The sequence below is a fragment of the Thermanaerothrix solaris genome (assembly GCF_032334255.1).
GTDB lineage: Bacteria > Chloroflexota > Anaerolineae > Anaerolineales > Anaerolineaceae > Thermanaerothrix > Thermanaerothrix solaris.
The window spans coordinates 1,644,523-1,670,225 of sequence record NZ_JAUHMF010000001.1; the positions used below are offsets into that span (position 1 = coordinate 1,644,523).

Genomic DNA, 25,703 nt, shown 5'->3' on the forward strand with positions numbered 1-25,703 from the left:
CGCATGCTCAACGCAAACAGCCCAATCCCCCTTTATTACCAATTGAAAAGTTACCTTCAGGATCAGATCCTGCAAGGGCTGCTCAAGCCGGGGGAACGCATCCCAACCGAGAAGGAGTTGGGCGAGCGCTTCAAGATCAGCCGTACCACAGTGCGCCAGGCTATCGGTGACCTGATCAATGAGGGCTTGCTGGTGAGGGTACATGGCAAGGGGACGTTCGTCGCCCAGCCGCGCATCCAGCAACACCTGGGGTTGCTGACCTCGTTCACCCAGGACATGGAAGCTCATCATCGCACCCCCTCATCCCAAGTCCTACAGTTTGAGGTGCTACCGGCGCCTCCGCCGGTAGCCCGCGCGTTGCAAATCAAAATCGGCACAGCGGTCATTATGCTCAAACGTGTGCGCCTGGCGGATGGGCAACCCCTGGCACTGGAAATCGCCTACCTGCCGGAAGAACCCTTTCGTCCTTTACTTGACCTGGATATGAGCCAGCGCTCCCTCTACGCTACCCTCAAAGCGCATTTTGGGGTTGAGCCGCAGCGTGCGCTGCAACAGATGGAAGCCGTGGCGTGCCCAGCTGAGGAAGCCCGCTTTCTGCAGGTCAACAAAGGAAGCCCGATCCTGCATATCTTTCGCACCACGTTTGATCAATCGGGTAGGCCCTTTGAATTTGTCGAATCCTACTACCGTAGCGACCGCTTTTTCTTCACCATAGAGATTTGGAGCCGGTAATGATCGGGCAGCCTCCATCGCCCTCATCACAACTTTTAGCCATTGGCATTGATCTCGGCGCAACTAAAATCGCCTCGGTGCTGGTGACAGAAACCGGCACGGTTTTGGAAGCCCATCACCGCCCAACCTTACCCCAGCGTGGGCCGGCGGCCGTGCTTGACGACCTTGCTGCCGAGGTCGCTTTCCTGATGGAACGCGCCCTTGCCCAAGGTGGGACACTGCTGGGGGTGGGTATTGGCAGCCCAGGCCAGGTCAACCCGCTTGAGGGCAGTGTGCGAAATGCCGTCAACCTGGGCTGGCAGGAAGTTTTCCTGGTGCGTGAGGTGCAAGCCCGCTTGGCAAGTCCGCTCCCGATATGGATTGAAAAGGATACCAACGCTGCTGCCCTGGGCGAGTACTACTGGGGAGCAGGGCAGGGATGTGAAGATTTCGTTTTCTTGGGCATCGGTTCTGGCTTGGGCGGGGGCATCATTGCCCATGGCGACCTGGTGCGTGGCGCTGATGGTAACGCTGCTGAGGTGGGGCATATCGCGCTCGATCCGCAGCAAGGTCGCCCATGCGCTTGTGGCTTACGTGGCTGTGTGGAGACCGTCGTCTCCGGGCCGGGGCTGGTGGCAATTACCCAGCGTCTGCTTGCCGCGGGGGCCCATCCCACCCGTCTTGCGATGGTTGATTTGGACGCCCATGCTGTGGTGCAAGCAGCAGCGGAGGGAGATGCTCTGGCGCAGGCGGCGCTGGATGAGATGGCAGCAGCCTTCACCACCCTGGTGGCGTACATCCTGGGGCTGCTCAACCCGGCTCGCATCGTCATTGGTGGCGGCTTGGGGTTAGCCGTCTTTGAACCTTTACGCGCTTATCTGGAACGCGAATTGCCCCATCGTGTGTTGGCAGCCAGTTATCGCAACCTGCGCATCGTCCGTTCGCAATTGGAGAACCCAGCGCTGGGTGCGGCGTGTCTGGTCTGGCAAGCGCGGCGGACCCACTTATCGAAAGGAGGTGATGCAAAGGGAACAAGAGACGACACCATTGTGTAAGTCATGCACCCTTAAAACCCCGACCCCAATGAAGAGGAGGAAGAAGATGCGTAAGCACGTAGTTCTGGCAATGTTACTTTTAGTGGCGTTGGTGCTTTCGGCCTGCGCCCAGGCAACCCCTACCCAAGCTCCACCCGCGGGTGAGGCCACCCAGCCCCCAGCCGCGGGGGAAGCCACCCAACCCCCAGCCGCGGGCGAAGCCACCCAGCCCCCTGCTGCCGGTGGTGAGAAGGTGACGCTGATCATCGAATCCTGGCGCAATGATGACCTACCCATCTGGCAGGATGTGATCATCCCCGCGTTTGAGGCCAAGCATCCCAACATTCACGTGGTGTTCAGCCCCACTGCGCCGGCCGAGTACAACGGTGTGCTGAACTCCAAGTTAGAGGCAGGTACCGCGGGCGACCTGATCACCTGTCGTCCCTTCGACGCCTCGCTCAAACTTTATGAGAAAGGGTACTTGGCGCCGCTCAACGACCTGCCGGGCATGGAGAACTTCACCGATTTTGCCAAGACGGCCTGGAGCACCGATGACCTCTCGGTAACCTTCTGTGTGCCAATGGCATCGGTCATTCACGGCTTCTTCTACAACAAAGAAGCCTTCGATAAACTGGGTCTCCAAGAGCCCACCACCTGGGATGAGTTCTATCAAGTGCTGGATAAGATCAAAGCCGATGGCACCTATATCCCGTTGGTAATGGGCACGGCGGACATGTGGGAAGCTGCGACCATGGGCTTCCAGAACATCGGCCCCAACTACTGGAAGGGTGAAGAGGGCCGTTTGGCGCTCATCCGCGGTGAAGCCAAGTTCACCGATGAGCCCTACATCAAGACCTGGCAGCAACTGGCACGCTGGCGCGATTATCTGCCGCCCGGCTTTGAGTCCGTAAAATACCCGGACGCCCAAGCGCTCTTCACCTTGGGCAAGGGCGCGATCTACCCCACCGGTTCATGGGAAATTGCGCTGTTTGAGAAACAGGCGTCCTTCCCCTTGGGGATTTTCAAACCCCCGGTGGAAAAAGCGGGCGACCAGTGCTACATCAGCGATCATGTGGATATCGCTTTGGGGATGAACGCGGCGACCAAACACCCCGAGGAAGCAAAGACATTCCTCTCCTGGGTCGCCTCGGCCGAGTTTGCCGCACTTTACGGCAATGCCCTGCCCGGCTTCTTCCCGCTCCACAGCACTCCCGTGGAGTTGAAAGACCCGCTGGCGCAGGAATTCGTCTCCTGGCGCAACGAGTGCAAATCCACGATCCGCAACTCGTATCACATTCTCTCGCGCGGCGAGCCCAACCTCGAGAACGAGTTGTGGCGGGTGAGCGCGGCGGTCATCAACGGTACCCTCACCCCCGAACAGGCTGCGCAGGAGATCCAGGCTGGATTAGACAAATGGTATAAGCCCAAGCAGTAGGGCAGATAGGGCAGAAGGGGGTGGTCAGGCCATTGCCGGCCACCCCCGCCCGGCTCAAGATTAACGTTGGAGAGGTGAACGTGAGCGCCAAATTGAAGTCGCGCACTTTTCCCACCCATATCGTGGTCTTTTTAGCCCCGGCGGTGATTGTTTATACCTTATTCATGATTTATCCCTTGATCGATTCGCTCCGCTTGTCATTTTTCGCCACCGGGCCAGATAATAAGGAATATTTTGTCGGACTCCAAAACTATATCAAGTTATTTACCGACTCCGACTACGCACCGCGCTTTTGGGGGGCGCTGAAAAACAATATTGTCTTCTTCTTGGTGCACATGTTGGTGCAAAACCCGATCGGGCTATTGCTGGCAGCCCTCTTGGCGACCGGGGGGTGGGGGCGCAAATTTTACCGCACCGTTCTCTTCATGCCCACGGTGCTCTCGTTTGTGATCATTGGCTTCATCTGGAACTTGATTCTCAGCCCGCTATGGGGCGTGGCCGAGAGCATTCTCAAAGCGGTAGGACTGGGCGCGCTTTTCCGCCCCTGGCTGGGGCTGGAAAGCACCGCGTTAGTGACCATTTCGCTGATCTCGGTATGGCAGTTTGTGGGGATTCCTATGGTGCTGTTCTATGCTGCCTTAATCGGCATCCCCGAGGAACTGATCGAGGCGGCACGTGTGGATGGCGCCACGGGTTGGCAAATCTTTTGGCGCATCAAGTTCCCGCTCATCCTGCCCACCGTGGGTATCGTGGGAATCCTAACGTTTGTGGGCAACTTCAATGCCTTCGACCTGATTTATACGATCAAAGGGGCGCTGGCCGGGCCGAACTTTGCCACCGACATCATGGGCACGCTCTTCTACCGCACTTTCTTCGGCCAGCAGTTGCAACTGGGTAACCCGACCATGGGCGCCACTGTGGCGGCGATGATGTTCCTCATCATCCTAACCGGCGTCCTCATTTATATGTTCCTGTGGCAGCGGCGGGTGCAAACCGTGGAGATGTAAGGAGGATGCCATGACTACCGTTTCGCGCTCGATCACCTATGGCAAGGACTTCGGTCTGCTCTATCGCGTCCGCCTGTGGGTTGGCCGCTTGATTCCCCACTTGATCCTGGCGGGTTACTCCCTGCTGGCTATTTTTCCGGTGATTTTGATCTTGATTAATTCGTTTAAGACCCGAAAGGCGATCTTCGGGGAACCGTTTGCGTTCCCCAATCCCTCCAATTTCGATTTGATCGGTTACCAAACGGTGCTGAGCCGTTCAAACTTTACCCAAAATTTTCTCAATAGCATTATTGTCACCGGGGTGTCCTTGCTCTTCATCCTCTTTTTCGGTTCGATGGCGGCTTTTGCCCTCTCGGAGTACAACTTCCGTGGCAATACCCTGATGGCGCTTTACCTCTCCATCGGGATCATGATTCCCATCCGCCTGGGCACGGTGAGTTTGCTGCGTCTGATGGTCAAACTGGGACTGGTCAACACACTGACCGGCCTGATCCTGGTATATATCGCTCAGGGCTTGCCGCTCACAATCTTTATTTTGAGTCAGTTTATGCGCCAGGTGCCCAAAGAATTAAAGGACGCAGCCCGCATTGACGGGGCGAGTGAATATCGCATCTACACCATGGTCTTGCCTCTGGTGCGCCCGGCGCTGGGAGCTATCGGTATCTTCACCATGATCCCAATTTGGAACGATTTGTGGTTCCCCTTGGTGATCGCTCCCAGTGCCAAAACGGCGACCATCACGCTGGGCGTGCAGCAGTTCCTGGGGCAGTTTGTGAGCGACTGGAATGCGGTGCTATCTTCGCTCAGCCTGGCAATGGTGCCAATCCTCATTCTCTATGTCATCTTCTCGCAACAGATGATCCGCAGTATCACTGCGGGGGCACTCAAATGATATTGTTCAGGGAGGTCTCTATGCGCGTTGGAATTGCCGGCGTTGGTTTTATGGGCTCGACCCATGCCGCGGCGTGGGCCGAGACCGATGCGCGTATCGTGGGCTTTGTTGCCGAAACGGTGGAAGAAGCCCAACCCATTGCCCAGCAGTATGGGGCTAAGGTTTTTGCGGATTATGCCGCATTGTTGGATGAGGTGGACGTGGTGGATATCTGCACCCCGACCCACCTGCATGTGCCGATGATCCTGGAAGCGGCGGCAAAGGGCAAGCATATCATCTGCGAAAAGCCGCTGGCGCTCAACGTGGACGATGCGCTCAAAGCGGTGCAGGCCTGCCGCCAGGCTGGGGTGCATTTGTTTGTCGCCCATGTGGTGCGTTTCTTCCCCGAATATGCCCTGGCCAAACAAATCATTGACCAGGGGCAGATTGGACGAATTGCCACCTTGCGCCTTCTGCGCGGCAGTTACCGTCCCAAGAAGCCGGTGGGCAACTGGTTTCTGGATGAGAGCAAGTCGGGTGGCATCCTGATGGACTTGATGATTCACGACCTGGATTATGCTCGTTGGGTGGCTGGAGATGTAGAGAGCGTGTTTGCCCGCAAGGTCAGTGCTGTTCATCAAGGCAGTCCAGTGGATTATGGCTTGGTTGTGCTCAAGCACCGGAATGGCGCAATCTCTCACGTGGCTGGGGCTTGGGCATATCCGCCGCCGACCTTCCGCACCCGCTTTGAACTTTCAGGTGATCAGGGAATGATCGAGTTCGACTCACAGGCCACCTCACCGATTGAAAGCCTGATCATCAGGCCCCATTCTGAAGCGCCAGACGTGGGCTTACCCTCCAGCCCGGTGCGCGAAAGCCCTTATACTACCGAAATCAAAGAATTCTATACCGCGCTCAAAGAGGGTAAGACACCTCGGGTCACGGCGGAGGATGGCCTGGCAGCGGTCCAAATCGCCGCCGCGGCGGTGCAGTCGGCCCACAGCGGTCAGGTGGTTTATCTTGAATCCTTAGGGGAGGGGCTACAATGAGCATTCGGATTGGAATCATGTCCTTTGCCCACTTGCATGCCGAAGCCTATATCCAGAACCTACGCGCCATTCCGGGGGTCGAGATGATCGGTCTCGCCGATGATGACCCTCAGCGGGGCGAGCACTTTGCCCGTTTGTTTGGAGCACATCGCTTCCGCACCTATGAGGAATTGTTGGAAGCCAAACCAGATGGCGTTATCATCTGTTCTGAGAACAGCCGTCATCTGCCCTTGGTTAAAATGGCGGCACAGGCCGGGGCGCACATTTTATGCGAAAAACCTCTAGCGACCACCGCCCAAGATGCTGAAGAGATCGTCCGTACCTGCCGCCAAGCCGGGGTATTGTTGATGACGGCGTTTCCGATGCGCTTCTCCACGCCTCTCCTGGAGGTCAAATCACGCCTGGATGGGGGCGAATTGGGGCAGGTTTACTGCTTCAATTCTTCCAACCAAGGCGAACTACCCAAGAAGCACCGCGCCTGGTTTGTGGATAAAATCCTGGCCGGCGGTGGGGCCATTATGGACCATACCGTGCACCTGGTGGATGTCATGCGCTGGTATCTCGGCAGCGAGGTTGCCGAGGTCTATGCCGTGGCCAACCGGATCTTCCACGCCGACGAGGTCGAGGTGGAGACCGGCGGGATGGTATGGGTGACTTTTGAGAACGGCGTGTTTGCCACCATAGATTGTTCATGGTCGCGCCCGCCTTATTGGCCATCCTGGGGTGGTCTCTCGTTCGAGATGGTCACCGAGCGCGGGGCGGTGTGGGTGGATGCCTTCCGCCAGAATCTGACCGTCTTCACCCATGCCTTGCAGCGCCCCTACTGGGCGTTCTGGGGGTCTGACCCCAACCAGGCCATGATTGAGGACTTTGTCCAGGCCATTCGCGCCCAACGCCCACCTCGTGTAAGCGGGGAGGACGGCCTGCGGGCGGTGGAGGTGGTGGAAGCCGCCTATCAGTCTGTCCAGAGCGGCCAGCCGGTGCGCTTGCAACGGCGAGTGTTGTAACCCGACCTTTATCATCACACCAGGGGGTGGGCTTGTTGTTGGCCCACCCCAGTTTCAAGGGAGTATCGCGATGTTGCTGATTGACAATGCCACCCTCTATACTCCGACCCAATGCTACAAACCCGGGCGCCTTCTGATCGCGGAGGGGCGCATCCTGGCGGTGGGTACGCCGGAACAGGTGAGCGCCCCGGCCGGAACGCCTGTCCTGGATGCTCAAGATTTGATCGTGACCCCCGGCTGGCTGGAACTGCAAATCAACGGCGGCTTTGGGTTTGATTTCACCGAAAATCCGACCACCATTTGGGAGGTGGCACGCCAGTTACCGCGCTATGGGGTGACTGCATTCCTGCCCACCATTGTCACCAGCCCGCTGAGCCAGGTGGAGGCGGCGCTGGAGACCTGGAAGGCTGGCCCACCGCCCGATTTCCGCGGCGCCACGCCGCTGGGATGGCACATCGAAGGGCCGTTCCTCAATCCCGGACGTAAAGGGGCCCATAACCCGGCTTACCTCCAGCTTCCCAACCCGAGCACTGTAGAGGGCTGGCGCCCCGATCAGGGGGTGCGGCTGGTCACGCTGGCGCCGGAATTACCCGGTGCGGAAGCGGTTATCCATTATTTGGTCAGCCAGGGCGTGCGGGTTTCCGCCGGGCACAGCCTGGCCACCTACGAGCAGGCGCTCCATGCCTTCAGTCTTGGTGTAACCTACGGCACGCACCTCTTCAACGCCATGCCTCCATTGGAACATCGCGCGCCGGGCCTGGCCGGGGCACTGCTCACCCATCCCGATTTGACGGTGGGCTTGATCGCCGACGGTATCCACGTTCACCCGGCGATGGTAGCGCTGGCCTGGCGTGCCAAAGGTCCTCACCGCCTTACCCTGGTCACCGATGCCATGGCCGCGTTGGGAATGCCACCGGGAGAGTATCGCCTGGGCGATTTAGAGGTACGGGTGGACGCCACCTCGGTACGCCTGCCCGATGGCACCCTGGCCGGCAGTTTGCTCAGCCTTGACACCGCCATGCGCAACCTGATGGCGTTCAGCGGCTGCACCCTGGCGGAAGCATTGTGCACCGTCACCAGCACCCCGGCGGCCGTGCTCGGTCTGGAAGATCGGGGGTATCTGCGGCCTGGCTATCGCGCCGACCTGGTTTTGCTCTCGGTCACCCATGAGGTGGTGATTACCCTGATCGGCGGCGAGCCGGTATTTGGGAACGAAAAGGTCGCCGAACGGCTGCAGCGGATGGGAAGGGGGTAACCATGCCATTGGAACGTGAGATTTTCGAACAGCCCCACACTCTGCAACGCTTATTGGATGAGGGCTGGCCGCGAATCCGTGCCATTGCCGAGCAGTTACAGCACCAGCCATTTGATTACGTTTTTCTGGCGGCACGCGGCACTTCGGATAACGCCGGGCGCTATGCCCAATATCTGTGGGGCGCATTCAACCGTCTGCCGATCGCCCTGGCAACGCCCTCCCTTTTTAGCCTCTACCAAACCCCGCCCCGTTTGAACGGTGCACTGGTGGTGGGTATCTCGCAATCGGGGCGTTCGCCGGATATCCTCAGCGTGATGCATGAGGCACAGCGGCAGGGATGTCCCACCTTAGCCATCACCAATACACCTGATTCCCCGCTGGCGCAAGCAGCCGATTTCGTGGTGGATATTTTGGCCGGGCCGGAAGAGGCCGTCGCCGCGACCAAAAGTTATACCGGCGAATTGCTGGCGATCGCGCTGCTTTCGGTCGCCCTGGCCGGTGATGACGACCGTCGCGCTGTGCTGGCGCAGGTGCCACGTTGGGTGGAGGCTATGCTCATCCAAAACGCAACGGTGCAACCATTGGCGCAGCGCTATCGCTTCATGGAGCAGTGTGTGGTGTTGGGGCGGGGCTTTAACTATGCCACAGCGTTCGAGTGGTCGCTCAAACTCAAGGAGTTGTGCTATATTGCCGCCGAGCCATATTCATCCGCTGATTTTCAACACGGGCCGATCGCGCTGGTGGAGCACGGCTATCCGGTGATGGCGGTAGTGCCGGCAGGCAAGGTCTATGCCGGCATGCTGGACTTGCTGCGTTACCTGCGCCATGAACGCCACGCCGAACTGCTGGTGCTTTCGGATCAAGAAGAGGCATTGCGCCTGGGACAGGCATCAATAGCCCTGCCAGCGGAGGTGCCGGAATGGGTAACGCCGCTGGTGAGCATTATCCCCGCCCAACTCTTCTGCTACCACCTGAGTGTGGCGCGGGGGTTCAGTCCCGAGCGTCCGCGTGGCCTGCGCAAGGTGACCGAAACCGAGTAGCCCGCAGGCTCAAATCAAGGCCGAAGCGCAGCGCGTGCCAGCAGGTACTCGCGCAGGGCAACAGCCTGGTTGTACTGGTCATCGCGCGCCGCGAACAGGAGTGTTACTGTCTGCGCTTGGGCCATGCTTAACAAACGCTCAACCGGTTGGGGATTGGCGTCCAATTCGGCAAAGTAGCGTGCTTTGAAGGCTTCCCAACGGGTGGGGTCGTGCCCAAACCACTGGCGTAAAGCAGTGCTGGGCGCGATTTCTTTCAGCCACAAGTCGGCGCGGACGTCTTCGTGCGTCAATCCGCGTGGCCAGACGCGATCCACCAGCACGCGCAGACCATCCTCGGGGGCTGCAGGGTCGTAAACGCGTTTCACTTGAATCTTCATGAGCGACCTCTACCCAATGAGGATAGCACCAAAGTGCCCGACGCGGCAGGGTGATTTTCTGCGTCACGCCCTGTACCCTCTGCTGGAAAAGGTGCTCTTAGGCGTTCGATCCAACCGTGAATCGGGTTTTGGTTGGCCCATTTTCTCCGTTTCCGGCGGGGATGGGAGTATAATCGCCAGAACGTGAGGCTCAGAGTGTGATGAGACCAAAAACCAATCCTGGCGTGATCTTTGCTGCTGCAGCCTATACCCTGTGGGGTTTCTTCCCCATTTACTTTAAGGCGTTGAAAGCGGTGCCGGCACCTCAAGTGCTCGCCCATCGCATTGTCTGGGCGTTTCTCTTCCTGCTGGGGGTGCTGGTGGTGCGGCGCGAGGTAGGTGCATTGCGGCGTTTATTAACACCACGCATCCTGGTGAGTTATCTGGGCGCAGGGGTGCTACTGGCGATCAATTGGTTGGCGTATGTCTGGGGTGTGGCTGCGGGTTACATCGTCGAAACCAGCCTGGGTTATTTCATCAACCCGCTAGTAAGTGTGGTGTTGGGCGTGCTCTTCCTGCGCGAACGATTGCGTCCCTGGCAGTGGCTGCCAGTCGGACTGGCCGCAGTAGGCGTAGCATATCTGACCGTGGAATATGGTCGTCTGCCCTGGTTGGCGCTGGTGCTGGCTTTTTCGTTTGGATTATACGGTTTGCTTAAGAAACTGGCACCGTTGAACGCCCTTCATGGCTTGACCCTGGAAACGGGAAGCGTCTTCCTCCCGGCGCTGGGTTACTTGGTGGCCGTTGAGGTTACCGGTCAGGCTGCCTTCGGACATGGGCCGGCGGTTCAAACCCTATTGCTGGCGCTCACTGGCGTGGTGACGGCCGTTCCGCTCTTGCTCTTTGCCGGTGGGGCGCGACGTGTTCCCCTGACTACCTTGGGCTTACTGCAATATATCGCCCCGTCGTTGCAGTTCCTGTTGGGCGTTTTTGTCTATGGTGAACCCTTTGGCTTAACCCAACTGGTCGGATTCAGCCTGATCTGGCTAGCGCTGGCAATTTTTTCTGCCGAGGGTGTTCTGGCCCAGCGGCGCCAGAATCCGGTAGAAGCCGAAGCTCTCGGCGACGCTTAAGTTTCAGGAGGAACCCGTGATGCCGGTTCGGGGTGGACGGTGACATCCGCGCCGGGTAAGAGGGTTTGAATGATACGCTCGACCTCTTCAGTCAGCGTGTGCACCTCGGGGAAGTCCATCTCCGGCGCGACCAAGATGTGCGCGTCCACAAAGGGCTGTGGGCCGCTGTAGCGGACGCGCACCTGATGGCAGTCTATCACACCTGGCAGACGTTCCACCGCCTCTTGAATAGCCCTGACCTGGCCCTGGGGCGCGGCATCCAGCAAGGCCTGGATCGCCCGCCCACCCAATTGCAGGCTGATATAAATGACAATGAGCGCCACCACCAGCGCGGCCACAGCATCGGCCTGGCGCAGGATGCCCCATTGAGGATGCAGTTCGGCCACCTTGACCCCGATCAGGCCGAGGATGACCACGCTGCTGCTCCAGATATCGGTGCTGAAGTGGAGCGCATCAGCTTCCAGCGCCTGGCTGTTGTGCTTGCGGGCAGCGCGGTATAACACACGCGAGCGGGTGAAATCCACCGCAATAGAGACGGCCATGACCAGAAAAGCCCAGAAGGTAACCTCGATTTCAACATGTCGGAAGAAGAGGCGCTGCACCGCTTCATAGATGATCCAAACACAAGTGACCAGAAGCAGTAAGGTCTCAAAGAGGGCCGAGAGATTTTCGATCTTGCCGTGGCCATAAAGGTGTTGATCATCGGCCGGTTTTCCGGAGAGGCGTACGGCGAAGAACGTCATCAGTGCGGCCAGCAAATCCAGGCCGGAGTGAGCCGCTTCGGCCAGGATGCCCAGGCTGCCGGTACTTATACCGACCACGATTTTGAACGTCGTTAGGCCAACGGCGGCCACCACCGAAGAGAGAGCCGCCGCGCGTTTTTCGGTTTCGGCGGTCAGTGTGTTCGCGGTCAAGGCTTAAACCTCCGCTGCAGAGGATAAAGGATGTAAAGGATCGGCCGCACCCTGACGCGCCCGGCGTGCGGCTTCGATATCGGCAAAGACTGCGGGTAGGCGCGCTTCAAGGGCCGAAAAGAGGTCGTGGGCTTCTAACAGGCGCTGTTGGCTTTCAGGTGTGGGTGCAGAGAGCAGGGTTAACCCCTGCTCCGATAGCGCGTGCAAGGTGCGCAGATGTTCTAACCATTGTTGCAAATAAGTGACCCATCCGCCGGGTTTGAAACGGTAGTAATCGCGGCGTGGGTGCGGGGTGGGTACGCGTTCGATCAGACCACGTTCGGCTAGCAGGCGCACCATCTGGCTGACGGCACCCTTGCTGGCGCCGAGGGTTGCTGCTATCTCTCCCAGGGATTGAGTGGGTGGTTCGCAGATCAGCAGCCAGGCCAGACAGCGCCCGGCCAGGCGCGGCAAGCCGGCGGCTTCCAGGGCCAACGCCATGCTCTCAACAAACTGGCGTCGGGGAGGATCGGGGAAGGCCTCTGGAATATCGGACATTACAGGTTTTCCTGTTTACAATACAATAGTTCGAATTGTTTCGAAATTATAAAACGTTTCGAATGATTGTCAAGGGACTGACTTCCCTCTATGATCATTGGTTAGGGATGCCCATGGGCTCACATGTCCTGCGGCTCGACGATGAAAACGTTCACTGCCCAGCACCGGGATAACCAAGATGATCGGTGCCCAGGGCGCTTTGGCCGTGACGTGGAGGATACGCTGACGCAATGCCAATCAGCCATAGGCTCCCACACCCAACCCACCCACCAAGAGAAGCAGGTGGAAGGTTGGAAAAATCAGCCATGGTTAGAAAGGCACAATGTACTCAAAGGGTGTGAAAAAAGGGTCAGGGTATGGGTTGGGAAAAATACAGTACCCACAGGTCTCCATAGCGTTCGCGGGACGTGGGAACAAAGCGATCCTCCAGCCAGGCAATTACTGCATGCTCAGCATAACCTATCTCGCGATATTCCTGGATGGCTTTATCAAAGACGACAAAAGCTACCCTATCACAACCCTGAGTAGCGGCGGCAATGGACGGTTGGGGAAAGAGGCCAATTGCGGCGCGCGTGGCTGGCGCGTAGGTGTCATTGTGTGAACCGGGCACGTCGTCCAGAAAGGTCTGCGGTAGGCCGCGGTCATAGATGTGGCTGGGGAAGAAACTCAGTTTGTTGTCATGCACGATGCAAAGGCGCTCACCGACTGCCTGGGCTCGATCATAAGCCGCATGCACACCTTGCATCGCGGCGCGAAACGGCGAACGCGGAAACTCGGCATAACTGGCTTGGTAAACCAACCCTATTAAATCTCCCCCGATCAGCAACCACGCCAACAAAATGGCTGGGGTACAGCGCCGGGAATGGGTAAGCACGCGGGCACAAAAAAGAAAATAAATCACCTGGCTGAGGATAAACGCTCGGGGGACGAAAATCGGGCGCATGAGATAGGAAGCTCCGAATATCAGCCCCGGGGGAAGAAGCCCCGCGGTAATTAGAAGTCCTTCCTTGTCTTCACGGGGGCAGAAACGCAAAGTTTCAAAGATGACCAGTGTAAGGCTGGCCAGGGTGATAAAAAGTGCCACACCGAGCCAGAGCGGTGGCAGGGGGAGATTGGTATGGAAGATCACCAGCGCCTGCAGGATTTCGGCCAGGCCCGGGCGTGGCGTCCAGAAGGCGGCTTGAATCTTGGCGATTTGCCCCGGCACCAGCACCAACCAGGGCAGGCTTAAAAGACCAATCAACATTAAACCAGCGAGCCACAGGCCCAGCAAGCGCCACGCGCGGCGCAATAGTAAGAACAGTCCGGGGAAAACGAGGCTGAAGATGGCCAGGTTATGGGTATACATGGCAATCACGCCAGCCAGGATCAACCCTGCCCAGGCAAGCCAGTCGGTTCGCCCTGCCGTATCGGCCTGCCAGAGGCGTACAAAGGCGAGGGTATAACCCACCAAGGCCAGGGCTAACAACGCATACATCCGCACTTCTTGGGCGTGATAGACCTGGAGCGGAGAAAAGGCTATCAGTAACGACGCCACCAGCCCCACGCGCTCGCCCCACAGGATGCTACCCAGGGCATAAACTGCCAGGATGATCCCACACGAAAGCACCACGTTCAGGGTGCGAATGAACGCGATGGATTGTCCGCCCTGCAACCAAGCATGGAGCAAAAAATAATACAGTGGTGGCATGGTATCGGCGGCGGTGCCCTGAACGATAAGATTCAACGGGCGTTCGGACAGCAGGATGGAAAAGGCATCATCGTACCAAATGCCGCGGTCGGCCAGGCGATACAGGCGCACGACCAGGCCCAGGAGCAAAACCAGCCCAAGCAGCCCGGCCTGCAGACGCTTACTCATGGCTGTGCCTCCGTCAGCCACCACCGCCGCGCCCACAGCAATCCGATCAGGCAGAAGAACGGCAGGGGCAGGTACATCCAGGTCGATTCCATATCCCCAACCAGAGTGACCAGGAAGAGCACCCAGTGCCCTACAAACAATAGCAAGGCCCATCCCCAGACGGCATAGGTTCCCCACTGCCCCCAACGTGCTTCCAGGGCACGGAAGATCAAGAACACCGCCGGCAAGAGCGCAGTGTAATGCGGAGTTGCAGTGCGGGGCGCAATCAGATTAGTAATAACCAGGGTCTGCAGGGCGGCGTAGAGGAAATCCGGCCACCCCTTACCCCACATCTGCCGCCAAATGAGACCCAGAAAGAGCATAAACCCTGCATGCAACAGGGTATTCAGAGGTGTTTCCAGGTTGGGAAAAAGGCCGGCCACAATAGAAAGGACAGAACCAATGCGGTCGGTGTAGGTCGGGTATTCCATCAACTGACGCAAGAACTGTTGCGGCCAGGTAGGGATTAGCGCTAATGAGCCAAGTATCAGCCCGACCAGGCCACCCAGCAGGCCACCGACGAGGTGCCAGCGCCGGGTCGAAAAGGCCCAGAGCAGAACCAAGGGCAAGAGCAGAAAGGTCATTTGCGGTTTACTGGCGGTCAGTGCCAGCACCAAGCCGGCGGCAAGATCAGACCGGTTGTATATGAGCACCAGGCCCGTCAAAATCAGCAGAACGTTCAGGCCAGCGAACTGCCCCAGCACAATAGTGCGAATGCCGATATAACCCAGGATGGTAAACAACACCCAAGCAAGTAAAGCCTTACCCCGCGCGGGATAGCCGGCCAGGTGCAGGCTGAGTGGCACAACCGCAACCAGTGCAATCTCCAACAATGTCATCCATAAAGCTCTAGCCAGGGGATAATCGAGGAGGCCAAAGGGCACGAAGAAGAGCATCGAGAAGAGAGGATAGACGAAGTGAGCGATGTCCTCACCGCGGCTGGCATCGGCAGGGCGACCGTAAATGACCATTTGCGAGGCCAGGCTAACCCGCTCATCGTAGGGATTGAGCCCTTCTTTTAGCCACATGTGGGCGCCCATCCAGCGCGCCAGGAAGTCGTTACCGCCGGGGTTGGCGAGGGCAAAGCGGTAATTGACCTCTGCCAGGGCAACCAGGGTAACCAGCACCATAAGTCCGGCCCCCAGGTAAACCCAGGGAGGTGTGTTGAGCGTGACGTGGGGTTTGGATGATGCCATGAATCGTTCGAGATGATTTTATCTCCGCCGGGCGCGTGGGTCAAACGGCCTATCTGTGCAACTTTTCGCGCACGGTTGCATCTAAACATTCGGATTGAGTCTCAGGTTTAGGAGTATGTAACGATGAGCACGGGAACCTCTTCGCAACCGCGAGTGATTGTGTTTTCCACGCCCAACTGCCCCTTCTGCAACATGGCCAAGCGTTACCTGCGCGAACGGGGCATCAAGTTCCGCGATGTGGACGTCAGCCGCGATGCCGCCGCTGCGCGCGATATGGTGCGCCGCTCCGGCCAGCAGGGCGTCCCGGTCATTGATATCAACGGCAAAATCGTGATCGGCTTCGACCGGCCCAAAATTGATCGCCTCTTAGGGCTGAAATAATCTATAATCTAATCAAGGAGGTACGACTCATGACGGAAACTTTCTCCACTCCCCCCATTCAACCCCTGGGTTCACGCGTCCTGGTGCGCCCCTTAGACCAGGAAGCCCGCACCGCATCGGGTATCCTGCTCCCCGAGACGGCGAAGGAAAAGCCGCAAACCGGTCTGGTGGTTGCGGTGGGTGACGACGAAGAGATCAAAGTGCAAGTGGGCGATAAAGTGATCTTTGCCAAGTACTCCGGTACCGAGTTCCGCCACGACGGTACGGAATATCTGATCATGGAAGCCAGCGACATTCTGGCCAAGATTACCGCTTAACCCAAGCATAAGGAGGTTGAGCATGGGCTTAGACTTCGGGTTAGACCTACCCACGAGCCAAGATGAGACTGTGTACGATGTGGCGATCATCGGGGGTGGGCCGGCGGGCACGACCGCGGCCATCTATACCGCCCGTGCCAACCTCAAAACGCTGGTCATTGACAAAGGACTGACCGCCGGCGCCCTCGGCATTACCAGCAAGATCGCCAACTACCCCGGCATCCCGGAGGAAATCAGCGGGGCCGAGTTACTCCAACGCATGCGCCGGCAAGCCCAGCAGTTCGGAGCCGAATTCATCCAGGATAAGATTCAGGGCTGCGAACTGGACCGCGATCCCAAGGTGCTCTACGGAAACAACGGCACTTACCTGGCGCGGGCGGTAATCATTGCGACCGGCTCCATGGGACGCGGCAACCGCGTGCCAGGCGAGGATCGCCTGCTAGGGCGTGGTGTCTCGTACTGCGCCACTTGTGATGCCGCCTTCTTCCGCGATCAGGACGTGGTGGTGGCAGGGAATAACGACGAGGCCATCGAAGAGGCGCTCTTCCTCACCCGCTTTGTGCGCCGCGTGCATTTCCTTTCGCCCACCCCTGACCTGAAAGCCCCCGCCGACCTGGCCGAGGAATTGCTTCACCATCCCAAGGTGACGTTTTACCCCGGCGCGGTGTTGAAAGAAATCCTGGGCGAGGAACGGGTTGAAGGGGTACGCTTCCGCCAGCGCGGCCAACCAGAACAAACCCTGCCCGTGAGCGGTGCATTCATTTACCTGCAGGGCGGCCAACCGATCACCGATTTTTTGCAGGGGCAACTGCCGCTGAGCGAGACCGGCTGTCTGATCGTGGACCGCGAATTTCAGACGGCCATCCCCGGCGTCTTTGCCGTGGGGGATGTGCTGTGCAATCACGTCAAGCAAGCCGTGGTAGCCGCCGCGGAGGGTGCCATTGCCGCCATGGCGGTGGAGAAACTGCTGCGCGGGCGCGAAAAATTGGCCGTAGACTGGTCAAAATAGTCCCTCGGCACGGAGGGGAACATGGCACAAATCGTCATCATCGGCGGTGGCCCGGCTGGGGTCACCGCCGCTTTAGAATCGGCTCGTTTGGGAGCAGAAGTCATACTAATCGAAGCCGCGCACCTGGGTGGGCGGGCTACCTGGCACAGCCTGGTGCCGAGTAAGGTGTTCTTGAGCGCTGCCGAGGCGCTCACCGCTGCCCACCCCTGGCTGGAAAATCCACCCTCTCGTCCGGATTTAGGCACACTGCGGGCGCGAGTTCGCGCGCAGGCCGAGACGCAGAGCCAGCGCCAGCGCCGGGCGCTGAGCCAGGCTGGGGTGCGGTTGATCGAGGCAGTGGCGCGTTTTGAAGACCCACGCACCCTGCGCCTGGAATTTTCCACCGGGCATAGCGAGCATCTCAATGTTGACCGCGTAATCCTGGCCACCGGTTCCGAGCCGATTTTCCTACCGGGGCTGAAGCCCGATGGGCAGCGCCTGCTGGCACCCCGAGCCATGGCCAATCTCAGTGACTGGCCGGAGCATTTGATTATGATCGGTGGCGGGGTGACCGGGAGCGAATATGTATCGTTTTTCAGTCAAATGGGAGTACCCACCACTTGGGTGACAGATTTACCCACCTTCCTACCTCGCGCTGAGCCGGAGATTGCGGCCGGGTTAGTCGCGGCGATGGAAGCGCGCGGGGTGAACCTTTACCCTAACGCGCCGGTGGCGCGGGCTGAAAACACCGGTAGCGGGGTTCGCGTGACCTTGCAGGATGGGCGCACCCTGGAAGGTAGTCACGCCTTCATTGCCATTGGGCGGCGTGCGGATACCGATCGGCTGAACCTGGATGCCGCCGGGGTGAACGTCACCCGCCAGGGGGTAGTGGTGGATAACTACGGACGTACCTCGCAACCGCACATTTACGCCATTGGTGATGTGGCCGGCCCGCCCTTTACCGTGAATCGTGCTCAGGCGCAGGCGCGCCTTGCCGTGCGTCATGCACTGGGTCTACCCACACCACCGCTAGAGACCATTGTGCCAGTCGAAGCCGTCTATAGCGATCCGCAGGTGGCGCAGGTGGGCCTGAGCGAGGCCGAAGCCCGTCATCTGGGTCGCACGATCCAGGTGCTGCGCGCGGATTGGGATCAGGCGCTCAAGGCTCACCTGATTGGACATACGCAGGGAGTGCTGAAGCTGGTTGTAGATGCCGAGAACGGGCGTTTGCTCGGTGCGGCGGCGTTGGGCAACCATGCCGTTGAGGTGATCAACGCCCTGAGCCTGGCACTGCAGGCCGGGGCAACGCTCGCGCATCTGGCACAATGGGCACCGGCCTACCCAACGTTGGGCGACCTGGTGCGCGCGGCTGTAGATGGCTACGGGGTATGAGAATCAGGTGGCTTGTTTGGCGCGGCGGTAGAGGCGAAAGACAATCCAGGATGTAACCACAATCAGCACGCAGGCGATAACCACCGGTACCACCACAGAAAGGATAGAAACCAACATTGCGGTGAGGTCTTCCAGCACGCTGACCGGCACGTTGCCTGCACCGCCGGTGGTCGCTGTAACCGCCGGACGTACGGCCAGTGCTTTGGTGGCATGCACCCCGCCAGCCACTAGCAGACCCAGCGCCAGGGCCAGCACCGGGTGAATCTCGGTGATCACGTTGGCGCTAGCGGCGAAGACAATCGCCCCGGCGGTGGGACGGATAAAGGTCTGAATGATATCATTAAGGTGATTGACCGCGGGGATTTTGTCGGCAAAGAATTCGATCAGCGCCAGTAGCACCAGCAATGCGATCACCCAACCATTGGTCAACGTATCCCAGGGTGGGCGCAACGTGATCAGATTGGTGAAACGCCCCAGTAGCGCAACGACCAGCAGCGGGATGTAGGCATTTAGCCCAGCGCTGACCGAAAGCCCAAAGGCAGAGAGAATACCCAAGACCTCCATGAGCAACCGTCCTTTCTCACGGGAACATAAAACCGGCCCAGGTGCCGGTGAGGAAAAAGCGCCCTGCATCCACTAAAACAATATGCAATAATGCGGTCGTCAGACCGGCTAGCAAGAAACCGCCCAGCCCGCGCCAGGTCGTAAAGGTGTTTTCGCGTTGAAGCAGGATAACCCACAACAGGGTGTAACATAGGCTCAGCAGAATGATCACCCCGACGGTGCTGAGAAAGGCCAGCGGGAGGGTCAACCAGGGAAGACGTGCGTAAATACCCAGGGCACCCGCAGCAACGGCGGCAAACAGCCCCAGCCCTTGCCACGGGGTGGCCAGTGCGGCTTCAGGGATGGGATGCGCCCAGAGAATTTGATTAATGAAAGGATAGAGCAGGATAGCCAGCGCGGCACCAAAGCCACTGCCGCTGGCCAGGCGGAGGGCATTGTTTGGGGGGTAGAGCGCAGTGGCACCCGGCAGCAGGCTGAGGAAGGAATTCACCCCATCCAGGGCGAAAGCTAACCCAAGGACGATCACCACCCATTGCAAGGGGAATGACGGCCAACCCGCGCGCTGCCCGCGGGGGAGTTGAACTATCAGCCCGATTAGCGCGGCCAAAAACGTCCCGCTGCAACGGGCGCACAGGGGCAGTTGTCTCTCTCCCACAAAAAACGAATGCGCCGGGCTGCGATGGCAAACAGCATAACCAATGGCATCAGCTTTGCCCAGCAGCCCGGGCGGGGTGTAGATCAGCCAGGCTGTCAACAGGCCGAGGGCAAAAGCAATTAACCCACCCCGTAGCCAGGGGTGACGCTCAAGCGCGTGCATGCAGGTATTTTAGCACACCCGCCCTTCACCCGCGTACAAAGTAGATGATCGCAACGATGATTCCAATCGTCACCACCAACCAGCGCAGGACGATAGGCTTAACCCGTCCGGCTAGAAAACCCCCCAACATGCCCCCCAGCAATGCGCCGCCGGCCATCACCAGCGCCGCCGGCCACAGGACCCGCCCGGAGAAAACGAAGTACAGCGCCGCGGTGAGGTTGGTCGCCAGCGAGAGCCCCTGTTTGAGGGCGTTGAGGCGGGTAAGCGTATCTTCGAGCACCAGCCCCAGGACAGCCAGCAGGATCACGCTGAGCCCGGCACCGAAGTAGCCGCCGTAGATGGCAGCCAGGAATACAGGGAAGATTGCCAGGGCTTCACGCGAACGAGCAGGTGGGTCGGCCTCGCGAGATGGAGAAAAGACTCGCTTCCGGATCTCATCCTGCACGGCCAGCAAGAGCGATGCGAAGAGGATCAAATAAGGCACCAGGGCACGAAAGAGACGTTCACCGCTGAGCAGAAGTAGCAGCCCGCCTACGAGCCCTCCGAGTAGTGCCGCCGGGAGCAGGGTGCGCAGGCGTTGCGATTGGCCCTGTAAATCTGCGCGTTGGGCCCAGGTGCCACCGAGGTAACCCGGCAACAACGCTACCGTGTTGGTTACGTTGGCGACCACAGCCGGCACACCCACAGCCATCAGGGCGGGGAAGGTAATCAGTGTACCGCCGCCAGCCAGGGCATTCACCGCCCCTGCTGCGACCGCCGCCAATGCGATGCTGAAATATGCCAACCAGTCCATGAAAACGCCTCGGTGAGGGGGTGACTAGAAAGTTACTGCGCTTATGATAACATGGGCGAGGCGATTCCCGGCTAAATCATGATTGTTCGGGCACATACGCCACGGTGCGGGTGTGATAATCCTGCACCACGGCACCGCGCGGTAGGCGCAGGGTCCAACCCACCATGATCAGGTCGCCGATGGCCCCAGCGGCATTGATGGTCATGAACGCCCACAGAGGCACGACCCAGGATTCGGGCACAAACGGCACCAGTGCTAATCCCAGCAAACTGATCCCCACCAAGGGTAATAAACCAATGATGAGATAGGCCGAGGGCGTGAAATACCAGCCCGGTGCCGAGGCTGAGGCATACCACCCCTTGAAGGTAAATTGCGGGCGGTCATGGGTGAAGAGCCAAAATGCCAGGCCGTGCAGGCCCTCATGTAGCACAATCATCACCACCAACAGCCCGGCCAGCGCCAGAATTTGCCCGATCATCCAGGCCGTGTTGCCGTTCCATAGGATCAAGACAAATTCGCCTGTGTGAGGACGCAGGGCGCCAATCAGTACCCCAAATAGCCATCCCGCCGCCACCAGCAGGCCCAGGCCGAGCAGGTTCATCGCCAAGAGCAAGCGTGAATTCTCCAGGTTAAACTCGCCGTAGAGATGGTAGCCAGGGGGAAGATCACGATAAGCACGCATGATGTTACTCCGTGGGAGGGATGTCCGGCGCCTCGACCCAAGCCCAGGCGGCGCCGTTCAGGCTGGGTGTGAGGATCCAGGCGCGGGCGTCCATGCCAGCGGAACGGAAAGCATCTTGCATTGCGGCGGCTATGGGCGCCATATCGGAGAGGGCAAAGGCAATCACGCTCGGCCCGGCGCCCGATAGAGCCGCCGCGGCACCGTGATCGTACGCACGGCCGATGGCCTCCATTGCGCCGGGGATGAGTGGCAGGCGATAAGGCTGATGCAGGCGATCTTGCATTGCCCGCCGCAGCAGAACGAGATCCCCTTCCTGGAGGGCCTGCACAACCAGCGCCGCCCGTCCCAGGTTGTAAACCGCCTGTTCCAGCGCAATCTGACGTGGTAATGCGGCCCGGGCTGCTGCGGTGGAGAGATCAATGCTCGGTAAGACGACGGCTATCTGCCACGTTGCCGGAGCAAAACAATAGGGATATAGATCATCTCCCTCGGCAACGATCACCACCAGGCCGCCCAACAGGGCTGCCGCGGCATTATCGGCATGCCCTTCTAGATCGGTTGCCAGTCGCAGCAAAATCGCCGTATTCAGGGTATGACCGCTGAGGGCGCTGGCGGCCAGCAGCCCGCTCAGTGCAGCGGCAGCACTGGAGCCCAGTCCTGAACTGAGGGGGATACGGTTATAGTGCACAATTTCCAAGGGCGGGGGTGTTTGCCCAAGCACGCGTTGATAAAAATAGTGAATGGCCTGCACTGTACGATTGGCTTCCAAGGGCAATCCAACCCCCTCACCGCAAACATGCACCTGGGCTGTTGTTGCTGGGCGTACCCAAACCTCGTTCCACAGATCAAGAGCCAGCCCCAGCGCATCAAAACCCGGGCCAAGGTTGGCTGTGGTAGCCGGAACGCGCACCTGGATCCAGCGCTCGTTCATGCTGCCTCCCTTAACAAGGCATCGGTCAGCGCCTGCAAGCTGGCCGGCAGGGTGCGTGGCGGCGTGCTCCAACGGGCAACGATATCAGGGTCTTTGAGGCCGTGCCCGGTGCAGATGGCGACAATCCGCTGGCCGCGGGGGTTAAAACGTCCGGCAGCAATCTCGTGAGCCAACCCGGCCAGCCCGGCCGCCGAGGCCGGCTCAACCCACACGCCGTGGGCAGCCAGGCGACGTTGCATCGTCAGAATCTCATCATCGCTCACGGCAATGATGCGCCCACCGGATTCTTCGGCGGCGGCTAGGGCTTGTTCACCCCGCGCCGGTCGTCCGATACGGATGGCGGTGGCGACCGTTTCGGGTTTTTCGACCGGGTGCCCTAAAACCAGCGGGGCAGCGCCAGCAGCCTGAACACCCAGTAAGCGCGGCAACCCGCTCCCGCGACGGACGTGATATTGGCGAAAACCCATCCAATAAGCGGTAATATTGCCAGCGTTCCCTACCGGGAGGCACAGCCAATCCGGCGCACTGCCGAGGGTATCACAGATCTCAAAGGCAGCCGTTTTCTGCCCCTCCAGGCGATAGGGATTGAGCGAATTGACCAGTGCAATCGGGTATTTTTGGCTGATCTCAACTACCAGGGCCAAGGCATCGTCGAACGAGCCCTCGATTTGGATGACCTCGGCGCCATAGGCCAGCGCGCCGGCCAGTTTACCCAGCGCCACCTTGCCTTGAGGGATGAGGACGATGGCGCGCAAGCCCGCTCGTGCCGCATAGGCTGCTGCCGAGGCCGCCGTGTTTCCGGTCGAAGCGCAGATAACGGCCCGCACTCCGCGCCCGAGCGCCTCGCTAATCGCGGCGGTCATCCCGCGGTCTTTGAACGAGCCGCTGGGATTGAGCCCTTCGTACTTGACATAGAGTTCAAAACCGCCCCCGAGTTCCTCAGCTAGGCGGGGCATGGGGATCAGGGGGGTGTTACCTTCTAAGAGGGTGACCGGACGGGTATAGGCCGGCAGATCCAGCCAATCGTGATAGCGTTCCAACAGGCCGGCATAGGGTGCGGGCATAACTACCTCGGTTATCGTGTGAAGAGGATAATGGCGATTGCGTTGATTATACCCAAAGCAAGGGTAGAGCAGATGGTCATTTTCTACATGTTTACGGCAATGCGTGCCGGTGTGATCGCCAGGATTGATTCAGGCACGCGGTAAACAAATCACGCGCGGTAAAACCAACCCAACCCCGTCACGATACTCCAAAGATTGATCCTGGCAAAACCATCGGTCGGGATTGAATCCCCGTCTTAGTCGTGCCATAATGTAATAAAAAAAACAGCATAACGGCTTTCATCGTTGCCGTGTAACCTGAACCAAGGGAGGGAGCCATGGCAACGTTAACCTTAAGTGTCATAAAAGCCGACGTGGGTGGCTATGTTGGGCACTCCGCCTGTCATGAGGCATTGTTGGATGAAGCGCGCACGCTGCTATCTCAGGCCCAGGCCAAAGGCGAAATCCTCGATTTTTACGTTACCGCCTGCGGGGATGACCTACAACTGATCCTCACCCATACCCACGGCACGGATCACGCCGGCATTCATCATCTAGCCTGGGATGTGTTCAAAGCCTGCACCGAGGTGGCGCGACGGCTCAAACTCTACGGCGCCGGGCAGGATTTGCTGGCAGATGCCTTCTCCGGAAATGTGCGTGGAATGGGGCCGGGCGTGGCCGAAATGACCATTGAGGAACGTCCCTCAGAGCCGGTGATCATCTTCATGGCTGATAAGACCTCGGCTGGGGCATGGAACCTGCCGCTTTACAAGATGTTCGCCGACCCTTTCAACACCGCCGGACTGGTGATCTCACCGAGCATGCATGCCGGTTTTCGCTTCGAAGTCCATGACGTTATAGAACATCGTCGCATCGTCTTTGACACCCCCGAAGAATCTTATGATCTGCTGGTTTTCATCGGGGCTGCCGGACGTTACATGGTCAAAGCCGTTTACACCAAGCGGGGGGCCATCGCCGCCGTCTCATCTACCCAGCGCCTGGCTCTGATTGCCGGCAAATATGTTGGCAAGGACGACCCGGTGTGCATTGTGCGCTGCCAAGGCGAGTTCCCGGCGGTAGGCGAGGTGCTGGAGCCTTTCACCCTGCCGCATATCGTCGAGGGTTGGATGCGTGGCTCGCATTACGGCCCGTTAATGCCAGTGCCGGTGCGACAAGCGACGCCCAGCCGCTTCGATGGGCCGCCGCGGGTCATTGCCTTGGGCTTTCAACTGGCTGAGGGTCGGTTGATTGGCCCACGTGACCTGTTTGATGATCCAGGCTTCGACGAGGCGCGACGGTTGTGCAATGTGCTGGCGGATGCGTTGCGCCAACATGGGCCGTTTGAGCCGCACCGCCTGCCGATGGAAGCCATGGAGTACACCACCCTGCCCGAGGTGATGGCGCGCCTGGCCGAGCGTTGGCAGCCATTGGAAGACTAGACCTGGGTTAGGGGTGCCACAGCCCGCAGGACAAAGAGATCACCCTCGCGATTGACGACCATGGCAAAGTCAAAGCGATCCACTGCGGTGCAGTAATCCAGGTCGGAGGGCGGGAAGTCAGGGCTGCCCAGGGCCAGGAACTTGCGGGCGGTTGAGGATTCGCGCACCCGTTGAATAAACGATCCAGGGGATGGATTCTCGCCACGCAAAAGGGCCTCAATGTAATCGGCGCAGACAGCATCTTCTTCACCCCCGCCCTCGGCGCGCTGGCCGGTGATCACAAAGGTAATGGTGTGGCCGGAAAACCGGTGCAGATACATGGCAGTGGCACGGGCAGTGCAGAAGGCGGTTGCTAAGATGTGCCGGGCCCGTTGAGCGCGCACCACCCCTTGGGTGCCGGCCGTGGTGCGCTGGATCAGGGTGCGCCCGCGCAAATCCTGGCCGACAATTTGGCTGGGCGAGTTACAGAAATCGAAGCCCGGCACGCTGAAGCCGTTCACCTCGCCCACAATCAGGGCATGAGGGAGGCGTTGTTTTAGCGCCAGGGCCTCATCAACGGTGCTCACCAACAAGATGCGCTCGGCGCCGGCAGCAAAGGCATACGCCGCGGTGCTGAAGGCACGCAGAACGTCAATGACCACTACGATATCGGCGGCCTGGGCACAAGTTTCTAAGTTGGCACGCTGAAACACAAAGGAAGGTGAGGTCATGGTAATTTCGCCGTGGGGGTAGGGGGTGAAAATTAGAAACGAATACGGGCTTCTTATTATTATGCCTTAAAACCGGTCAAGTCTGAAACTGCCAACGGGCTAACCCAAACGTTCCATTTATCCCCAGCAACCAGATGGACAGAACCTGAAGCCCTGTTAAATCAAAAGAAAATGTTACCGAAATGTCGCCTTCTTTTTTAGAGA

27 protein-coding genes are annotated in these 25,703 nt (G+C 59.1%); 15 read left to right on the forward strand and 12 right to left on the reverse strand.

Annotated elements, in window-relative coordinates; translation table 11 throughout:
- Positions 1-3: 3 nt before the first annotated feature.
- The 9 genes from QYE77_RS07540 (at position 4) to QYE77_RS07580 (ending at position 9,409) form a co-directional block, all read left to right on the forward strand.
- Entirely contained in the window at positions 4-732 is a 729-nt protein-coding gene (locus QYE77_RS07540) for a GntR family transcriptional regulator (protein WP_315624764.1), read from the forward strand.
- Complete coding sequence (locus QYE77_RS07545; protein WP_315624765.1) at positions 732-1,766, forward strand: ROK family protein; 1,035 nt, start codon at positions 732-734, stop codon at positions 1,764-1,766. The genes QYE77_RS07540 and QYE77_RS07545 overlap by 1 nt, the downstream gene beginning before the upstream one ends.
- Before the next feature lie 46 nt (positions 1,767-1,812).
- Positions 1,813-3,180: an ABC transporter substrate-binding protein gene (locus QYE77_RS07550; RefSeq protein WP_315624766.1), complete on the forward strand. Its 1,368-nt coding sequence runs from the start codon at positions 1,813-1,815 to the stop codon at positions 3,178-3,180.
- Between the two features lie 80 nt (positions 3,181-3,260).
- Positions 3,261-4,187, forward strand: a complete 927-nt coding sequence (locus QYE77_RS07555; RefSeq protein WP_315624767.1) for a carbohydrate ABC transporter permease — start codon at positions 3,261-3,263, stop codon at positions 4,185-4,187.
- 10 nt (positions 4,188-4,197) lie between these two features.
- Positions 4,198-5,079: a carbohydrate ABC transporter permease gene (locus QYE77_RS07560; RefSeq protein ID WP_315624768.1), complete on the forward strand. Its 882-nt coding sequence runs from the start codon at positions 4,198-4,200 to the stop codon at positions 5,077-5,079.
- Between the two features lie 20 nt (positions 5,080-5,099).
- The gene (locus QYE77_RS07565; RefSeq protein ID WP_315624769.1) at positions 5,100-6,107 is read left to right on the forward strand and encodes a Gfo/Idh/MocA family protein; all 1,008 of its coding nucleotides are present in this window, start codon (positions 5,100-5,102) and stop codon (positions 6,105-6,107) included.
- Entirely contained in the window at positions 6,104-7,114 is a 1,011-nt protein-coding gene (locus QYE77_RS07570; RefSeq protein ID WP_315624770.1) for a Gfo/Idh/MocA family protein, read from the forward strand. The genes QYE77_RS07565 and QYE77_RS07570 overlap by 4 nt, the downstream gene beginning before the upstream one ends.
- Before the next feature lie 70 nt (positions 7,115-7,184).
- Positions 7,185-8,369, forward strand: coding sequence for an N-acetylglucosamine-6-phosphate deacetylase (gene nagA / locus QYE77_RS07575; protein ID WP_315624771.1), 1,185 nt, complete (start codon positions 7,185-7,187; stop codon positions 8,367-8,369).
- A gap of 2 nt (positions 8,370-8,371) precedes the next feature.
- The gene (locus tag QYE77_RS07580; RefSeq protein ID WP_315624772.1) at positions 8,372-9,409 is read left to right on the forward strand and encodes an SIS domain-containing protein; all 1,038 of its coding nucleotides are present in this window, start codon (positions 8,372-8,374) and stop codon (positions 9,407-9,409) included.
- Positions 9,410-9,423: 14 nt separating this feature from the next.
- On the opposite strand, the gene QYE77_RS07585 is transcribed toward QYE77_RS07580, so the two are convergent.
- On the reverse strand, positions 9,424-9,786 hold the full coding sequence (locus tag QYE77_RS07585; protein WP_315624773.1) for a DUF488 domain-containing protein: 363 nt from the start codon (positions 9,784-9,786) through the stop codon (positions 9,424-9,426).
- 200 nt (positions 9,787-9,986) lie between these two features.
- On the opposite strand from QYE77_RS07585, the gene rarD reads away from it, so the two are divergent.
- Positions 9,987-10,898 (forward strand): EamA family transporter RarD, encoded by a 912-nt coding sequence (rarD, locus tag QYE77_RS07590; protein WP_315624921.1) that lies wholly within the window; start codon positions 9,987-9,989, stop codon positions 10,896-10,898.
- Here rarD and QYE77_RS07595 read toward each other — a convergent pair.
- The 4 genes from QYE77_RS07595 to QYE77_RS07610 all read right to left on the reverse strand — a co-directional run bounded on the left by QYE77_RS07595 (position 10,895) and on the right by QYE77_RS07610 (position 15,442).
- Positions 10,895-11,812 carry a cation diffusion facilitator family transporter gene (locus tag QYE77_RS07595; protein WP_315624774.1) on the reverse strand — a complete coding sequence of 306 codons (918 nt, stop codon included), beginning with the start codon at positions 11,810-11,812 and terminating at the stop codon, positions 10,895-10,897. The genes rarD and QYE77_RS07595 overlap by 4 nt on opposite strands.
- Before the next feature lie 3 nt (positions 11,813-11,815).
- The gene (locus QYE77_RS07600) at positions 11,816-12,349 is read right to left on the reverse strand and encodes a GbsR/MarR family transcriptional regulator (protein WP_315624775.1); all 534 of its coding nucleotides are present in this window, start codon (positions 12,347-12,349) and stop codon (positions 11,816-11,818) included.
- Positions 12,350-12,698: 349 nt separating this feature from the next.
- Positions 12,699-14,207, reverse strand: coding sequence for a glycosyltransferase family 39 protein (locus tag QYE77_RS07605; RefSeq protein WP_315624776.1), 1,509 nt, complete (start codon positions 14,205-14,207; stop codon positions 12,699-12,701).
- Positions 14,204-15,442: a glycosyltransferase family 87 protein gene (locus QYE77_RS07610; protein WP_315624777.1), complete on the reverse strand. Its 1,239-nt coding sequence runs from the start codon at positions 15,440-15,442 to the stop codon at positions 14,204-14,206. The genes QYE77_RS07605 and QYE77_RS07610 overlap by 4 nt, the downstream gene beginning before the upstream one ends.
- A 123-nt stretch (positions 15,443-15,565) precedes the next feature.
- Here QYE77_RS07610 and QYE77_RS07615 point away from each other — a divergent pair, with 123 nt between their 5' ends.
- From QYE77_RS07615 to QYE77_RS07630, 4 genes are read left to right on the forward strand one after another with little or no spacing between them, the layout of a single operon-like run.
- Positions 15,566-15,823 (forward strand): glutaredoxin family protein, encoded by a 258-nt coding sequence (locus QYE77_RS07615; RefSeq protein ID WP_315624778.1) that lies wholly within the window; start codon positions 15,566-15,568, stop codon positions 15,821-15,823.
- A 29-nt stretch (positions 15,824-15,852) separates the two neighbouring features.
- Entirely contained in the window at positions 15,853-16,140 is a 288-nt protein-coding gene (locus QYE77_RS07620) for a co-chaperone GroES (protein WP_315624779.1), read from the forward strand.
- Between the two features lie 22 nt (positions 16,141-16,162).
- Positions 16,163-17,149 (forward strand): NAD(P)/FAD-dependent oxidoreductase, encoded by a 987-nt coding sequence (locus QYE77_RS07625; protein WP_315624780.1) that lies wholly within the window; start codon positions 16,163-16,165, stop codon positions 17,147-17,149.
- Between the two features lie 21 nt (positions 17,150-17,170).
- Positions 17,171-18,520: a dihydrolipoyl dehydrogenase family protein gene (locus tag QYE77_RS07630; RefSeq protein WP_315624781.1), complete on the forward strand. Its 1,350-nt coding sequence runs from the start codon at positions 17,171-17,173 to the stop codon at positions 18,518-18,520.
- 3 nt (positions 18,521-18,523) lie between these two features.
- On the opposite strand, the gene QYE77_RS07635 is transcribed toward QYE77_RS07630, so the two are convergent.
- From QYE77_RS07635 to thrC, 6 genes are all read right to left on the reverse strand, one after another.
- A complete protein-coding gene (locus QYE77_RS07635) occupies positions 18,524-19,084 on the reverse strand; it encodes a DUF4126 domain-containing protein (protein ID WP_315624782.1) in 561 nt (186 codons plus the stop codon).
- 16 nt (positions 19,085-19,100) lie between these two features.
- Positions 19,101-19,901, reverse strand: a complete 801-nt coding sequence (locus QYE77_RS07640; RefSeq protein ID WP_315624783.1) for a DUF2085 domain-containing protein — start codon at positions 19,899-19,901, stop codon at positions 19,101-19,103.
- A 25-nt stretch (positions 19,902-19,926) separates the two neighbouring features.
- Positions 19,927-20,694 carry a sulfite exporter TauE/SafE family protein gene (locus QYE77_RS07645; protein ID WP_315624784.1) on the reverse strand — a complete coding sequence of 256 codons (768 nt, stop codon included), beginning with the start codon at positions 20,692-20,694 and terminating at the stop codon, positions 19,927-19,929.
- 76 nt (positions 20,695-20,770) lie between these two features.
- Positions 20,771-21,376 carry a DUF3267 domain-containing protein gene (locus tag QYE77_RS07650; RefSeq protein WP_315624785.1) on the reverse strand — a complete coding sequence of 202 codons (606 nt, stop codon included), beginning with the start codon at positions 21,374-21,376 and terminating at the stop codon, positions 20,771-20,773.
- A gap of 4 nt (positions 21,377-21,380) precedes the next feature.
- Positions 21,381-22,307, reverse strand: a complete 927-nt coding sequence (gene thrB, locus QYE77_RS07655) for a homoserine kinase (protein ID WP_315624786.1) — start codon at positions 22,305-22,307, stop codon at positions 21,381-21,383.
- Positions 22,304-23,371 (reverse strand): threonine synthase, encoded by a 1,068-nt coding sequence (gene thrC, locus QYE77_RS07660; RefSeq protein WP_315624787.1) that lies wholly within the window; start codon positions 23,369-23,371, stop codon positions 22,304-22,306. The genes thrB and thrC overlap by 4 nt, the downstream gene beginning before the upstream one ends.
- A 317-nt stretch (positions 23,372-23,688) precedes the next feature.
- Between thrC and fbp the strand changes: the two genes are divergently transcribed.
- Positions 23,689-24,789: a fructose-1,6-bisphosphate aldolase/phosphatase gene (gene fbp, locus QYE77_RS07665; RefSeq protein WP_315624788.1), complete on the forward strand. Its 1,101-nt coding sequence runs from the start codon at positions 23,689-23,691 to the stop codon at positions 24,787-24,789.
- On the opposite strand, the gene QYE77_RS07670 is transcribed toward fbp, so the two are convergent.
- Entirely contained in the window at positions 24,786-25,499 is a 714-nt protein-coding gene (locus QYE77_RS07670; protein ID WP_315624789.1) for a 2-phosphosulfolactate phosphatase, read from the reverse strand. The two genes, fbp and QYE77_RS07670, sit on opposite strands and share 4 nt — an antisense overlap.
- Positions 25,500-25,703: the final 204 nt, after the last annotated feature.